This is a genomic window from Myxococcus sp. CA005, from assembly GCF_006518205.1.
Lineage (GTDB): Bacteria > Myxococcota > Myxococcia > Myxococcales > Myxococcaceae > Myxococcus > Myxococcus xanthus.
In genome coordinates this window covers 91,236-105,520 of the sequence record NZ_SRLV01000024.1, presented here as the reverse complement: position 1 = coordinate 105,520, position 14,285 = coordinate 91,236, and the positions used below count along the sequence as shown (strand labels likewise).

The following is a 14,285-nucleotide window of genomic DNA, read 5'->3' as shown; positions in this document are numbered from 1 at the left end:
GCTCCGCCACCAGCCCGCCCCCCTGCCCCACCGCGCCCGCGTCCGGATTCAGCGCGGGCACCTCGCGGGCCAGCGCCTCCGTCACGGGCAGGCCCACGTCGGAAGGCCCCATCAGGAAGCCCGGCGCCCAGGGCCCCAGCGTCAGCGAGCCCGCGCCCGTCACCGGCGTGCCACCTCCCGCCAGGTACGCCGCCGCCGTCAGCCCCGACGCGCCAATGCCATCCAACCGCGCCGTGCCCGCGAGCAGGGACTCCTGGCCACGTCCGCCCACCTCGCGCAGGAGGATCTGCCGGGAGTAGCGCAGGATCTGATCTTCGCGCAGCGCCATGGCCGTCAGCCCCCCGCCATGGCGGGGATGAGGGTGATGCGGTCAGCGTCCTTCACCGGCGTGTCCAACCCGTTCAGCGCGCGGATGTCCTCGTCGTTGAGGAACACGTTGACGTAGCGCCGCACCGCGCCGCGCTCGTCGAACACCCGGCCGCCAATGCCCGGGTGGCGCGCGTCCAGGTTCTTCAGCACCTCACCCACGGTGGCGCCGGGAGCCGCGACTTCCGCCTGATTGCCAGTGAAGCCCCGCATCGGAGTAGGAATACGAAGGGTCGCCATGACTCACTCACCTGCCTTGCTTGCGGAGCACCAGCCGGTGCGTCCCGTCCGGGAGCGCGTCCAGGGACACGACCTCGTGGCCCTCGTCGCGCGCGTTGCGAGGCACGTTCTTCAGCGGCTCGGTGCCCCGAAGGAGCACCTCCAGCAACGTGCCCGGCTCCAGTGATTCCAACTTCAGCTTCGTCCGCACGTAGGTCATCGGACAGACCTCGCGGGTGATGTCCAGCCTCGCCGTCATGTCGCGCACGCCTCCGGAGACTCCGGGTACGCGGGGATGGCCGTGACTCGACAGCCCTCGCAGTCCGGTGCCCGCGCCACGCGTGTCCGCCGTCCCAGGATCGACACCGCATCCAGCACGTGCAGCGTAGCCTCGCCCTGCCCACCTCGCGCGGCGCCCGACAGCAGCTCCAGCGCCAGCAGGGCCTGCACCGCGCCCACCAGCCCCGCCAGCGAGCCGAGCACCCCCGCCTGGGCACACGTGGGCACGGCATCCGGCGGAGGCGGCGCTTCATAGAGGCAGCGCAGACACGGCCCCCCCGGGTCCACGCGCATCGCCTGGCCCTGCATGCGCAGCACACCGCCATAGATGAGCGGCACGCCCGTCAGCACCGCCACGTCCGACAGGAAGAACTTGGTGGCCACGCCATCCGTGGCGTCGATGACGGCGTCATGCGCGCGGAAGAGCCCCTCCGCGTTGCTCGCGTCCACGCGCTCGGGGATGGCCTCCGTGCTCAGGCCGGGAAAGGCCCGCGCCAGGCCCGCCGTCGCGGACTCCGCCTTGTTCCGGCCCACGTCTTCGCCCCGGTGCCAGAGCTGGCGCGGCAAGTTCGTCACGTCCACGCAGTCCGGATCCGCCAGCGTCAGGTGCCCGACACCGGCCTGGGCCAACGCCAACGACGCCGGGCATCCGAGCCCGCCAGCCCCCACCAGCAGTACGCGCGCGCGCTCCAGCCGGGACGCATGGGGAATTCGGGGGTGGTGGTCTGTACCGTGGCCATGCATCGGATGACTGCTCCACGCGGTCGGAAACGAATATGGTGGGGCCGCCTGCGTACCACGATGCAGAAGGGCGCAGGTGTCTCTCCACCGTCCCGCGTCCGCGCGGCCCCCACCTGCCAGGACATATGAAAAACCTGACCGGCGTGCTCGTCTTTTCCGCTGTCCTCTTCCTGGCTCCTGGCTGCACCCGCAAGTCGGGCGAGGCCCCGGGCCCCACCGACGCCTCCGCCGCGACGGACGAAGCCGCGCGCACGGGCGCCAGCAAGGGGGCCCTGCGCGCCGAGGACGCGGGCTCCGGCAGCACGGCTCGCGCGGCCCAGGAGGCCTGCGTGGACTCGTGGCTCCAGAAGCAGGGGCTGGACGCGTACGGCAACCCGGAGGGCAGCATGTACGCGGGCGGCACGCCGCTCTTCAATGAGCGCACGGGTGAGCAGATCGATCGGCTGGACTTCATCTTCAAGAACAAGCCCGAAGTCCGCCAGGCGTGCTCGGGTGACGCCGCCGCGGAGTAACGCGGTGCTTCCGCCCGGCGTGGGGCCTGCCCCCTCGCCCCCCAGAAAACGGGGCGGGCCACCTCCGGGATTCCCGGCCCCCCGGTTGCTCCCGTAGACTGCCGGACGAATGGATTCCCAACTCGCATTGAGCGAGGAAACGCCTGCCAACGACCTGCGCGCCCGGGTGCGGAAGGTCCTGGAGCGCCGCAAGCTGACGGACAGCGTGTCGGCGGAGCAGGCCGCCGCCTCGTGGGAGCAGGACCGCTTCGTGGCACGGGCCCGCGCGCTCTTCTACGCGCGGATGATGTTCCTCACGCTGGGCCTGCTCATCCTCGCGGTGCCGGCCTGGAGCGGCTACTTCGGCCTCACCGGGCCCTTCTCCTTCGTGGGCTACTTCGCGATGCTGCTCTACAGCGTCGCCAACCTCCTGGTCATCGACCACCCCAAGGCCGGCCGCTGGGTGACGTACATCACCCTCTGCCTGGACGTGACCATCAGCGTGGTGCTCATCGCCAAGCCGCACGTCGGCGGCGGTCTCCAGAGCCCGCTGCTGGCCACGCAGCTGCTCTTCACCACGCTCTTCGCCATCCTCTTTCCCAAGCCGCTGGCGATCCTGCCGCCGCTGCTGGCGCTGCCCATCACCACCCGGCTGGACCTGCTCCTCAACCGCTCCGTGACGGCGGTGGAGCTGCTGACCCTGCTCTGGTACCTGGCGCTCAACTTCATCATCGTCTACGTGCTCGTGTACCTGAACGAGCGCGAGGCCGCCGCGCACCGCGAGGTCGTGTCGCTCCAGGGAGACCTCAAGGAGCTCGCGGTGGTGGAGGAGCGCAACCGGATGGCCCGGGAGATCCACGACGGCCTGGGCGCGTCCCTGTCGTCGATGATCATCCAGTCCGAATACATCCTGAACCTCGCGCGCGAGGAGGGCCTGCGCGAGGAGATCCGCGAACTGAAGCTCACCGCGGAGGAGTCCATCGAGGAGCTGCGGCGCAGCCTGCGGATGATGCGCGAGGACTTCGAGCTGGCGCAGGGCCTGGAGGACTACGCGAAGACGTTCCGCGAGCGCACGGGCCTGGACATCCGCTTCGAGCGCACCGGGCTCCAGCGCAAGCTGGACCCGGACGTGCAACTGGCGCTGTTCCGCATCCTCCAGGAGTCGCTGTCCAACGCGGTGAAGCACGCGGAGGCCAAGGGCGTCCAGGTGCGGCTCGACTTCAGCGAGGACCGTGTCAACCTCGTCGTACGCGACGACGGCAAGGGCTTCGACCCTTCCCGGACGCCGCGCGGCCACTATGGCCTGTTGAACATGCGCGAGCGCGCCATGAAGCTCGGTGGCCAGCTCATCGTGGACTCGTCACCCGGCGCTGGCGCCCAGGTGGCATTCTCCCTTCCCTGTCGCCCGTCATGACCGGAGCTCCCGTGGACGCCCCGCAGCCTCCTGATTCGCCGCCCATTCGCGTCTTCGTGGTCGAGGATCAAACGAAGATCCTCAAGAACCAGCTCCGCCTCTTCGAGAACCACCCGGAGATGGACATCATCGGCACCGCGCTCTCCGGTGAAGCCGCGCTGGAGGAAGTGCCCAAGCTGATGCCGGACGTGCTGCTGCTCGACCTGGGCCTGCCCCGCATGAGCGGCATCGACGTGACGCGCGAGGTGAAGGCGCGCTTCCCGAAGATTGAAATCCTCATCTTCACCATCTTCGACGAGGAGGACAAAGTGCTGGAGGCCGTGAAGGCGGGCGCCTCCGGCTACCTGCTCAAGGGCGCCCCGGTGGACAAGATCATCGAGGCCATCAAGGAAGTCCGCGCGGGCGGCACCGTCATCCAGCCCAACCTGGCCCGCCGGCTGCTCCGTCACTTCCGCGTGGAGCCCGACGCCAGCCCCTTGATCTCACCGCCCGCCGCGCCGGAGCCGTCGGCCAGCGACCTGCCCCAGGAGCCCCTGCTCAAGCCGCTGTCGGACCGCGAGCGCGAAATCCTCCAGCTCATCGCCAAGGGCGTCTCCAACAGCGAGGCAGCGCGCCTGCTCGACCTCAGCAAGGCCACCATCCGCACGCACCTGGAGCACATCTACCGGAAGCTGGAGGTCACCAACCGCGTGGAGGCCGTCACCGAAGGCATCCGCAAGGGCCTCATCTCCGTCTGAGCCGGAGCGCCGCGCTCAGCGCCCCGTGGAGACCGCCGCGCCCGGACGCTCCGCGGCGGCGGCCTCCATGACCAGGTCCGCGTACCGGTTGACCGGGTCTCCCGGCTGCGTGCCGTCCCGGTAATAGAAGGTGTAGTCGTCCCAGGCCTCCGGCCGGGCGTCGGTGGAGAACATCCACAGCGCCCCTGCGCCGACGCCTTCCTTCCGCATGCACTCCAGCCAGCCGCGATAGAGCGCGCGCCGCTGCGACACGTCGAACGCGCCTTCGTTGCGCAGCCCCAGTTCGCCCACGAACAAGGGCTTGCCCAGGTTCCGGGCGATGGCGGCGTGCTCCCGAATCCACCGAGCGCCGGCCTCGGCCGTGTCGATGCCGCCCAGGCCCCAGGACTCCGGATAGAAGTGCACCGACGCGAAGTCGATGTACGGGGACGCCGTGTTGCGCGTGAAGCTGGCCCCCGGCGTGCGAAGCACCGGCGACCCGGAGCGGGACCAGAAGCCAGGGTCGTACCCGTCGGGAGACGGCTCGAAGCCCTCCTCCCCCGTCCCCACCAGGTGGCCGGGCGCGTGCGTCTTCACCTCGCGCGCCACGTCATCAATCCATGCGCGCAGCCGCGCCCCTTCCTTGTCCAGCCCCCGTCCCCGCGGCTCGTTGAGCAGCTCCCAGGCCAGGACGGCCGGGTGGTCGCCATAGCGGATGCCGTCCACCGTGTTCACCCGGTTGAGCAACCGCGCCACATGCGCCTTGAAGTGCGCCACCACCACCGGGTCGGTGAAGAACCGAGCATCCCCTTCCACGGGCCGGGGGAGCCCCGCCCACTCCACGTATTGGCGCGCGCCCCCATACGCATCCCAGTAGTTCCCCAGCGTCAGCACCAGGCGAACGCCATGGAAGCGGGCGCGGGTGAGCACCCAATCCAGGCCGACCAGGGCCACCTCGTCGTACTCCAGCGGCGCCACCTGGATGGCGGTGTCCCCCACCTTCGACAGCGCGTCGTTGTGTCCATTGGTGCGCAGCGCGCGCACGCCCAGCGCGGAGGCCTTGGCGAGCACCTCTTCCAGCACCGGGGACTCCGCCGCCCCCCGCCGCGCGTCCCGGGTGGCCTCTTCCTGTAGGAAGTAGGCGTTGAGCACCATGGCGCCGGACGGCAACCGGTCCAGGTGTTGCGCCGGACCGCCCGAGCAGCTTGCGGCCACCGCCTCCAGCATGACCGGGTCCCCCTCTCCGCAGGCCCCCAGGAGGAAGGCGACGGCCGCGGAGGCGGTGGAGGTCCGGCGAGAAAAGGGCATGCCTACATGGTAACGACGCCACGCGCTCCACGCATCGGTCCCGAGGACTGGGCTAGGTTCGCCGCCATGGAGCTCAGACTGGAAGGCGTGTCGAAGACGTACCCCAACGGCACCCGTGCGTTGCAGGGTGTCAACCTCACGATTCCGCGCGGAATGTTCGGGCTGCTCGGGCCCAACGGCGCCGGCAAGTCCACGCTGATGCGCAGCATCGCCACACTGCAGGACGTGGACGCGGGCACCATGACCTTCGACGGCATCGACCTGCGCCGGGACAAGGACCGGCTGCGCGAGGTACTGGGTTACCTCCCACAGGACTTCGGCGTGTACCCCAAGGTGACGGCCTGGGACATGCTGGACCATCTGGCCCAGCTCAAGGGCCTGGCCCAGCGCGGCCCGCGCCATGACACGGTGAAGGCGCTCCTCCAGAAGACGAACCTCTGGGAGCATCGCGACCGGCGGCTCGGTGGATTCTCCGGCGGCATGAAGCAGCGCTTCGGCATCGCCCAGGCCCTGCTCGGCAATCCCAAGCTGCTCATCGTGGACGAGCCCACCGCCGGGCTCGACCCCGCCGAGCGCTTCCGCTTCCACAACCTGCTGGCGGAGATCAGCACCGACGTGGTGGTGCTGTTGTCCACGCACATCGTCTCCGACGTGGCGGACCTCTGTCAGAACATGGCCATCCTCGCCCAGGGGAACGTCGTGGCCAGCGGCCACCCGCTGAAGCTGGTGGAGTCCCTGCACCAGCGCGTGTGGAAGCGCTTCGTCACCCACCAGGAGGAACTGGACGCGCTCATGAAACAGTTGGAGGTCATCGCCGTGCGGCGCGTGGCCGGTCAGCGACTGGTCCATGTCTACGCGGAGTCCCCGCCAGAGGGCTTCGAGCCCGCCAGCCCCGACCTGGAGGACGTGTACTTCCACGCGCTCGCCCGGGCATCCAAGCAGCCCTGAGGGCCCACCATGTTCACCGCCCTCCTGACCTTCGAATTGCGGCGCCGGGTGAAGATGATCTCCACCTGGGTCTACGCCCTGATGCTGGCCGCCGCCGCCGCGCTGATGACGCTGGCGATTGGCGCCGTGTTCAAGGGGTTCTCGGTGGCGTCGGGCCCGGAGCTGGTCCGCGTCAACAGCCCGCACACCGTCTTCAGCTTCACCATCAGCCTGGCCTACTTCGGCCTCTTCATGGTGGCCGCCGTCTTCGGCCAGGCCGCCTACCAGGACTTCGGCCACAACACGTGGATGCTCATCTTCACGAAGAACGTGAAGAAGGGCCCGTACCTGCTCGGCCGGTTCCTGGGTGCGTACCTCTTCAGCGCGGTGCTGATGCTGGCCATCATCCCCGGGCTGATGGTGGGCGCCGCGGGCGTGTGGCTGGTGGATGCCGATCGGCTCGCTCCGTTCCAGCTCACTTCCTACCTCTGGCCCTACGTCATCGGCGTCTGGCCCACGCTCTTCTTCGCCGGCGCCGTCTTCTTCTCGCTGGCCGCCCTGACGCGGCGCATGGCCCCCGTGTACGTGGGCGTCGTGGTGCTGGTGATGGGGTACCTGACGCTCAGCGCCGCCATGTCCGACGTGCAGCACCAGGACCTGGCGTCCCTGCTGGACCCGTTCGGCTTCCTCACCTTCGAGAACGCGACCCGCTACTGGACGGCGGCCGAGCGCAACCAGGACCACGTCCCCTTCGCCGGGCTGCTGCTCGCCAACCGGTTGCTGTGGAGTGTGGTGGGCGCCGCGCTCCTGGGACTGGCCGTCCTGCGCTTCCGCACCACCGTGGAGGAGCAGCGGGGACGCGGCACGCGCAAGGAGAAGGAGGCCCCCGCCCCGGTCGCCATCCCCACCACCCTGGCGTCGCCCACGACGGGCAGTTGGCTGCGCACGGCCTTCGCCACCTCCTGGCTGGCATACCGCGACATCCTCCGCTCCCCGGTGTTCTGGTCCTTCGTCGTGGCAGGGCTGGCCATGGGCACCATGGGCATCTCCATTTCGAAGCAGATATACGGCACCGCCACCTGGCCGGTGACGTGGCAGGTGCTGGAGACGGCCACGCGAACGTTCCAGCCCTTCCTGCTCATCACCATCACCTTCTATGCGGGTGAGCTGGTGTGGAAGGAGCGCGACGCGGGGCTGGCCGACATCGTGGACGCCACGCGCGTGCCGTCCTGGGTCACCTATGGCGCGAAGCTGGGGGCGCTGCTGCTCGTGGCCTTCTCCCTGAAGGCCGTGGCGCTGCTGTCCGCGCTGCTCTCCCAGGTGCTTCGCGGCTACGTCGACATCGAGTGGAACCTCTACGCCACACAGCTCTTCCTGCTGGACTTCCCGCATGACGCGCTGTTGTGCGTGCTGGCCTTCTTCGCGCAGGTGCTCATCCATCAGAAGTACCTGGCGTACCTGGTGATGGTGCTCTACTTCGTCCTCCAGGCCGCGCTGGGCCTGATGGGCGTGGAAGACTTGCTGGTCCGCTACGGCTCCGAGCCCACGCTTCGCTACTCCGACCTGAACCGCTTCGGCAGCATCATCCCCGCGCTCGTGTGGCACCGCGTCTACTGGTACGGGCTGGCGGCGTTGCTCGTGGCGGTGGGCTACCTGCTCACGGTCCGAGGCCTGGAGGCGCGCTGGAAGCAGCGCTGGGCAGCAGCCAAGGCTCGGCGCACGGGCGCGTGGACGGCGGCCGCGGCGCTGTCGCTCTGCGTCTTCATCGGGGCGGGCGCGTTCATCTACTACAACACCCACATCCTCAACCCGTACATCACGCGGAAGGACCGGGAGCGGCAGCAGGCCCGCTACGAAAAAGAGTACGCGTCCTACGCCGCCCTGCCCCACCCACGCATCACCGCCGCGAAGGTCACCTTCCACATCCACCCGGAAGAGCTGCGCCTGGAGGCCCTGGGCAGCTACCGCATCCGCAACAAGACCGACGCGCCCATCTCCAAGGTGATGCTCAACCTTCCGGACGACGCCCGGGTGCGCGGCCTGTCCCTCGCCGGCGTGACGAAGCCCGCGATGCATGACGCCGAGCTCGGCATCTTCATCTACGAGCTGCCCACGCCGCTGGCGCCCGGCGCCGACTCCGCCATCGTGTTCGACCTGGAGTTCGGCACGAAGGGCTTCAAGCACGGCGGGGCGCGCACGGACATCGTGGGCAACGGCACCTTCTTCGACAACATGAAGCTGCCGGTGCTCGGCTACCAGACGGGCGCCGAGTTGGAGGACGACCGGGACCGCAAGGACTACGGCCTGCCGCCTCGCGAGCGCCTGCCGGACCGCGACGACCCGAAGGCGAAGCAGGACAACTACATCCGCCAGGACTCGGACTTCATCGCCTTCGAGGCCACGGTGAGCACGGCGAAGGACCAGATTGCCATTGCCCCGGGTTACCTGGAGAAGGAGTGGACCGAGGGCAACCGCCGCTTCTTCCACTACCGGATGGACAAACCCATCCTCAACTTCTTCTCCGTCCTGTCCGCGCGCTACGAGGTGATGCGCGACACGTGGCGCGACGTGAAGCTGGAGATCTACCACCACCCCACGCACACCTTCGCGCTGGACCGGATGATGCGCGGCATGAAGGACACGCTGGAGTACTGCAGCGAGAACTTCGGGCCGTATCAGCACCGGCAGGCCCGCATCCTGGAGTTCCCCCGCTACGCGAGCTTCGCCCAGTCCTTCCCCAATACGATTCCGTATTCGGAGGCACTGGGCTTCATCGCCCGCGTGGAGGACGGACGCGCCGACGACGTGGACTACCCGTACTACGTCACCGCGCACGAGATTGCCCACCAGTGGTGGGCGCACCAGGTGGTGGGCGCGCGCGCGCAGGGCGCCACGATGACGTCGGAGACGATGTCGCAGTACGCCGCGCTGATGGTGATGAAGCACCGCTTCGGGCCGATGAAGATGAAGCGCTTCCTCAAGTTCGAGCTGGACCGCTACCTCGCGGCCCGCGCGTTCGAATCGAAGAAGGAGGTGCCGCTGGCACGGGTGGAACAGCAGCTGTACATCCACTACCAGAAGGGCAGCCTCGTCATGTACGCGCTGCAGGACTTCATCGGCGAGGAGCGGGTGAACCGCGCCCTGCGCCGCTACGTGGAGAAGGTCCGCTTCCAGGGCCCGCCGTACACCGGCTCCTCCGAGCTGCTGGGCTTCCTCCGGGAAGAGACGCCGCCGGAGTACCAGTACCTCATCGAGGACCTGTTCGAGAACATCACCCTCTACGACAACCGCGCCGTCTCCGCGCAGGTGCGGCAGAACGACCAGGGCACCTGGGACGTCACCCTCAAGGTGAAGTCGAAGAAGTACCGCGCCGGTGAGAAGGGCGAACAGACAGAGGTGGACTTCAACGACTGGATGGACGTGGGCGCGCTCGACGAGCGCGGCGAGGCGATCTTCCTGGAGAAGCGCCGGGTGACGAAGGGCGAATCGGAGTTCACCTTCACCGTTCCCGTGAAGCCCGCCCAGGTGGGCATCGACCCGCTCAACGTGCTCATCGACCGCACGTCCACCGACAACGTGACGGAGCCCACCGTCGCGTCCGCGGTAGCGCTGGGGAGCCCGTCCACGCCCTGACGGGTCAGCTCCAGCGAATGCGCAGGTCGAAGCCGTCGGGCGGCTCGTAGCGTTCCACGTTCGCCTGGGGCTCGGTGGCGCCGGCCTGCCGCAGCGCACCTTCACAGGTGCCCGCGGCGGCCTCCGCCGGGAAGGGGTAGCCCCGGAAACGGACGCGCCAATCCGCCGGCCCCAGGGATTCCACCTGGATGTCCACCGGGGAGAAGACGGAGCTGAAGCTCAGCGACACGCGCTTCATGGCGCGCTCGGGTCCGGCCACCTTGAGGGCAATTCCCACCACCTTGCCCACCAGGGTGTCGAAGTAGCTGCGCACCAGCTCCCGCCCCAGGGTCCGGTAGGCCGACTTACGGTCCATGCCCTTGTAGCGGTAGCGCACCGTCGCGTCCTGACAACCCACGAACACGGCCGCCGGATAGGTGGCGCGGGGCTTGTCCATGTCGAAGCCCGCGGCCAGGAACTCGGCCTGGAGCTTCGCGTCGGGTTGCGCCAGGCGGACCAGGGATTCGAACAACGTTGATTGAACAGTGACTTCGGCTGGCATCGGTGGCGCGGCACCCTAGGGGAGTCAAGCGGTGCGGGAAAGCGGATGCACCGGCGGTGTTTGACTCGCCAACGTTCTCGCTCAGTCGCCGCGAAGGCCGCCGTGGTCAGGCAGTTGGAGCCGGGCCAGCAGCCTGGGCGGCATCCCCAGCCCCACGGGCGTGAAGTAGACATGGATGCCTCACATCACTCCCGGTGTCTCAGTGAGTGAGAATGATTCATCCGATCCGGCGGCGAAGCCGTGCTTGTGACATGCGGCGACACACGCGTCTCGTGCGTCGAGAATCCGGAGCAACGGCCCGAAGTCGCTCCCAGCGGCCGCGTTCCGAATCATGACGGAAGTCGCGCACTGGCAAAGACGCAAGGGACACGGCGGAGCCCCACAAGTGTCAGACAGTCCTGAGAGGATGTCCCCGGGCGCCAATGCCAGAGGGGGAGACCCGCGCGACATCCGTAACAGGAATTGGGTGAAGAAACCTGGCCTTGAGCGTTTTCTCACCGGATTGAGACGTCGTGTCTCAGAGGGAACGCGGCTGTGACACATGCTGTAACCCATTCATACACAACCAATCTCGAGAGTTAAGAATACAGCCTTGGCTTTACGAGCAATCCGCTATTGGCGTAGGTTTTAGATATGAGCGCAGTGTCCAATATTGAGCACGACCCCATCGCAATCATTGGCATCGGCTGCCGCTTTCCAGGGGGCGCGAAGTCACCACGCCACCTCTGGGAGCTGCTCACCCAGGGCCGCTGCGCCATCGTAGAAGTCCCGAAGGAGCGCTGGGACCACCGCCGGTACTACGACCCGGACCCAGACAAGCCAGGCAAGACGTACGTGCGGGCGGGAGGCTTCCTGCAGGAGGCCATCGACACGTTCGACGCGGCCTTCTTCTCCATTTCGCCCCGGGAGGCGGCGACGCTCGATCCGCAGCAGCGTCTGCTCGCGGAGGTGGCGTGGGAGAGCCTGGAGGACGCGGGCCTTCCGGCGGACAAGCTCGCGGGCAGCCCCACGGGGGTCTACGTCGGCGGGTTCATGCTCGACAGCATGCTCACGCACATGGGGCCGATGAACCGCGAGCTCATCGGACCGCACACGGCGGTGGGCTCGACGATGACGGTGCTCTCCAACCGCCTGTCGTACATGTTCGACTTCCAGGGGCCGAGCATCTCCCTGGACACGGCGTGCTCCTCGTCGATGGTCGCCGTCCACCTGGCGTGCCAGGACCTGCGCAGCGGCACCACGTCACTGGCGCTGGCGGGTGGCGTCAACGTCATGTTCCGGCCCGAGATCTTCGTGGCCATGAGCAAGGGCAAGTTCCTGTCGGCGGACGGGTACTCCAAGAGCTTTGATACCCGCGCGGACGGCTACGGCCGTGGCGAGGGCGCCGGCATCGTGGTGCTCAAGCGGCTCTCCGACGCGGTCCGCGACCAGGACCGCGTCTACGCCGTCATTAGAGGAACGGGCGTCAACCAGGACGGCCACAGCGAGTCCATGACGGCGCCGAGCTCTCGCGCGCAGGAAGCGCTGATTCGCCGCGTCTGCGCCAGCGCCGCGTTGGACCCCACCGAAATCCATGCCTTCGAGGCCCATGGCACGGGCACCGCCGTGGGTGACCCGGCGGAGCTGGGTGGCCTGGGCGCCGTCTCCAAGCGCGAGGACGGCCAGGGACCGTGGGTCGGCTCGCTCAAGGCCAACATCGGGCACCTGGAGGCCGCGGCTGGCGTGGCCGGTCTCATCAAGGCGAGCCTGTGCCTGCAGCACCGGCAGTTGCCCCCGCAGGCCAACCTGCGCAACCTCAACCCCGCCATCCCCTTCGACACGCTGGGCATCCGCATCCCGCGCGCGCTTGAAACGCTCGCGCCCCGGAAGGACGAGCCGCTGCGGATGGGCGTCAACTCCTTCGGCTACGGCGGCACCAACGCCCACTGCGTCATCGAGCAGGCCCCGTCCGCCGCATCGCAAGCCCGCGCCGATGCAACCCCGGCGCCGCTGCTCCTCCCCCTCTCCGCCCGCAGCCCCGAGGCGCTGCGCGCCCTGGCGCAGTCCTACGCGGAGATGCTCGCCACGCCGGCGCCGGCCTCGCTGCCGGACATCTGCTTCTCCGCGGCCACGCGCCGCGCCCACCATGAGCACCGGCTGGCGCTGCTGGCGACGGAGGACGTGGCCGATCTGACGGCGCGGCTGGAGTCCTTCGCGTCGGGCAACCCCGCCGAGCTGGGCGCTTCCGGCCGGACGCTCCAGGCCGCGGATGCCCGGCCCGTCTTCGTGTTCACCGGCATGGGGCCCCAATGGTGGGCCATGGGCCGGGAGCTCTACGCGCAAGACGCGCTGTTCCGCGCCACCCTGGACCGCTGCGACGCCCTCTTCCAGCGGCTGGCGGGCTGGTCGCTGCTGGAGCAGATGCTCGCGGACGAGCAGTCCTCCAACATGGCGCGGACGGACATCGCGCAGCCCGCGAACACGTTCCTCCAGATTGGCTTGCTGGAGATGTGGCGGCGCGCGGGCATCACGCCCGCGGCGGTGATTGGCCACAGCGCGGGTGAGGTCGCGTCGGCCTATGCCGCCGGCCGCTTCACGCTGGAGCAGGCCATGCTCGTCATCTACGAGCGCAGCCGCATCCAGGCCAAGGCCGCGGGCCAGGGAAAGATGGCCGCCGTGGGCCTCTCCGAGGAAGGCGCGCGCGCCGCCATCCGGGGGCGTGAGGACCTGGTGTCCATCGCCGCCATCAACGGCCCCAACGCGGTGACACTGTCGGGTGACGCGAAGGCCATCGAGGAGATCGCCGCGGAGCTGGAGGCGCGCGGCGTGTTCCAGCGCATCCTGAAGGTCGAGGTGCCGTACCACAGCCCCGCCATGGAGGGCCTGAAGCCCGAGCTGCGCCGCAGCCTGGCCGCGCTGAAGCCCTCCGCCGGGCACCTGCCCACCTACTCCACCGTCACGGGCGGGCGCATCGAAGGCATTGCCTACGACGCGGAATACTGGTGCGACAACATCCGCGAGCCCACGCTCTTCGCGAAGGCCGCGGGGCAGATGCTGAAGGACGGCTACCGGCTCTTCATCGAGCTGGGGCCCCACCCCGTGCTGCTGGCGTCCATCAAGGAGTGCTGCGCGGAGGCCCGCGTCGAGGGCCGCGTCCTCACCTCCCTCCGGCGACAGGAGCCCGAGCACAAGACGTTCACCAAGGCCGTGGCCGAACTCTACGTCGCGGGCATTCCCATCGACTGGAGCGGCCTCTATCCGCAGGGCTCGCGCTACACCCAGCTCCCCACCTACCCCTGGCAGCGTGAGAAGCACTGGCACGAGTCGGAGGAGGCCCTCACGGACCGTCGGGGTTCTGACGAGCATTCGCTGCTCGGCCCCCGCGTCTCCGCGCCGCTGCCCACCTGGGAACGCGGGCTGAACGCGCGCTTCCTGCCGTGCCTCCAGGACCACCGCGTCCGGGGCTCGCTCGTCGTCCCTGGCGCCACCTACGTCGAGCTGGCGCTCGCCGTTCGCCGCGCCATGGGCCTCTCCGAGCCGCATGCACTGGAAGAGGTGCGGTTCGAGAACGCGCTCGTCGTCACCGGCCATGACGAGCCCGTCGTCCGGACCACGTACGACGAGGCGGCACAGACGGTGACCATCTACAGCCGGCCGCGCGACAACCGCAC

At 68.8% G+C, this 14,285-nt stretch carries 11 protein-coding genes and 1 pseudogene (1 of these 12 only partly in view); 6 read left to right on the top strand and 6 right to left on the bottom strand.

Annotated elements, in window-relative coordinates; genetic code table 11:
* The 4 genes and pseudogenes from FMQ63_RS13415 to FMQ63_RS13400 form a co-directional block, all read right to left on the bottom strand.
* A pseudogene (locus tag FMQ63_RS13415) lies at window positions 1–328 on the bottom strand (ThiF family adenylyltransferase); the annotation flags it as partial.
* Window positions 329–333: 5 nt separating this feature from the next.
* Window positions 334–606, bottom strand: a complete 273-nt coding sequence (locus FMQ63_RS13410) for a ubiquitin-like small modifier protein 1 (RefSeq protein WP_011554074.1) — start codon at window positions 604–606, stop codon at window positions 334–336.
* Window positions 607–613: 7 nt separating this feature from the next.
* Window positions 614–853 (bottom strand): sulfurtransferase TusA family protein, encoded by a 240-nt coding sequence (locus FMQ63_RS13405; protein ID WP_011554075.1) that lies wholly within the window; start codon window positions 851–853, stop codon window positions 614–616.
* The gene (locus tag FMQ63_RS13400) at window positions 841–1,608 is read right to left on the bottom strand and encodes a HesA/MoeB/ThiF family protein (RefSeq protein WP_011554076.1); all 768 of its coding nucleotides are present in this window, start codon (window positions 1,606–1,608) and stop codon (window positions 841–843) included. Before FMQ63_RS13400 ends, FMQ63_RS13405 begins: the two co-directional genes overlap by 13 nt.
* 122 nt (window positions 1,609–1,730) lie before the next feature.
* Between FMQ63_RS13400 and FMQ63_RS13395 the strand changes: the two genes are divergently transcribed.
* From FMQ63_RS13395 to FMQ63_RS13385, 3 genes are all read left to right on the top strand, one after another.
* Window positions 1,731–2,117, top strand: a complete 387-nt coding sequence (locus tag FMQ63_RS13395) for a hypothetical protein (protein ID WP_225909301.1) — start codon at window positions 1,731–1,733, stop codon at window positions 2,115–2,117.
* Between the two features lie 109 nt (window positions 2,118–2,226).
* Window positions 2,227–3,510: a sensor histidine kinase gene (locus FMQ63_RS13390; RefSeq protein ID WP_011554078.1), complete on the top strand. Its 1,284-nt coding sequence runs from the start codon at window positions 2,227–2,229 to the stop codon at window positions 3,508–3,510.
* Window positions 3,507–4,247, top strand: a complete 741-nt coding sequence (locus FMQ63_RS13385; RefSeq protein ID WP_011554079.1) for a response regulator transcription factor — start codon at window positions 3,507–3,509, stop codon at window positions 4,245–4,247. Before FMQ63_RS13390 ends, FMQ63_RS13385 begins: the two co-directional genes overlap by 4 nt.
* 15 nt (window positions 4,248–4,262) lie before the next feature.
* Here the strand turns inward: FMQ63_RS13385 and FMQ63_RS13380 are convergent, their stop codons facing one another.
* Complete coding sequence (locus tag FMQ63_RS13380) at window positions 4,263–5,534, bottom strand: cellulase family glycosylhydrolase (protein WP_020478337.1); 1,272 nt, start codon at window positions 5,532–5,534, stop codon at window positions 4,263–4,265.
* Between the two features lie 66 nt (window positions 5,535–5,600).
* On the opposite strand from FMQ63_RS13380, the gene FMQ63_RS13375 reads away from it, so the two are divergent.
* Window positions 5,601–6,482, top strand: coding sequence for an ABC transporter ATP-binding protein (locus FMQ63_RS13375; RefSeq protein ID WP_011554081.1), 882 nt, complete (start codon window positions 5,601–5,603; stop codon window positions 6,480–6,482).
* Window positions 6,483–6,491: 9 nt separating this feature from the next.
* The gene (locus FMQ63_RS13370; protein WP_011554082.1) at window positions 6,492–10,094 is read left to right on the top strand and encodes a M1 family aminopeptidase; all 3,603 of its coding nucleotides are present in this window, start codon (window positions 6,492–6,494) and stop codon (window positions 10,092–10,094) included.
* A 4-nt stretch (window positions 10,095–10,098) separates the two neighbouring features.
* On the opposite strand, the gene FMQ63_RS13365 is transcribed toward FMQ63_RS13370, so the two are convergent.
* Window positions 10,099–10,635 (bottom strand): DUF2378 family protein, encoded by a 537-nt coding sequence (locus FMQ63_RS13365; RefSeq protein ID WP_011554083.1) that lies wholly within the window; start codon window positions 10,633–10,635, stop codon window positions 10,099–10,101.
* 642 nt (window positions 10,636–11,277) lie between these two features.
* On the opposite strand from FMQ63_RS13365, the gene FMQ63_RS13360 reads away from it, so the two are divergent.
* A protein-coding gene (locus tag FMQ63_RS13360; RefSeq protein WP_020478336.1) for a type I polyketide synthase crosses the window boundary here: on the top strand, window positions 11,278–14,285 show its start. 3,442 nt of this gene lie beyond the right edge of the window; the window shows 3,008 of its 6,450 coding nt (coding positions 1–3,008); its start codon is at window positions 11,278–11,280; the stop codon falls past the right edge of the window.

Coding starts and splice junctions, on each gene's coding strand:
- FMQ63_RS13410 (WP_011554074.1), bottom strand. CDS start 606: ATGGCGACCCTTCGTATTCCTACTCCGATGCGGGGCTTCACTGGCAAT.
- FMQ63_RS13400 (WP_011554076.1), bottom strand. CDS start 1,608: ATGCATGGCCACGGTACAGACCACCACCCCCGAATTCCCCATGCGTCC.
- FMQ63_RS13395 (WP_225909301.1), top strand. CDS start 1,731: ATGAAAAACCTGACCGGCGTGCTCGTCTTTTCCGCTGTCCTCTTCCTG.
- FMQ63_RS13390 (WP_011554078.1), top strand. CDS start 2,227: ATGGATTCCCAACTCGCATTGAGCGAGGAAACGCCTGCCAACGACCTG.
- FMQ63_RS13385 (WP_011554079.1), top strand. CDS start 3,507: ATGACCGGAGCTCCCGTGGACGCCCCGCAGCCTCCTGATTCGCCGCCC.
- FMQ63_RS13380 (WP_020478337.1), bottom strand. CDS start 5,534: ATGCCCTTTTCTCGCCGGACCTCCACCGCCTCCGCGGCCGTCGCCTTC.
- FMQ63_RS13375 (WP_011554081.1), top strand. CDS start 5,601: ATGGAGCTCAGACTGGAAGGCGTGTCGAAGACGTACCCCAACGGCACC.
- FMQ63_RS13370 (WP_011554082.1), top strand. CDS start 6,492: ATGTTCACCGCCCTCCTGACCTTCGAATTGCGGCGCCGGGTGAAGATG.
- FMQ63_RS13365 (WP_011554083.1), bottom strand. CDS start 10,635: ATGCCAGCCGAAGTCACTGTTCAATCAACGTTGTTCGAATCCCTGGTC.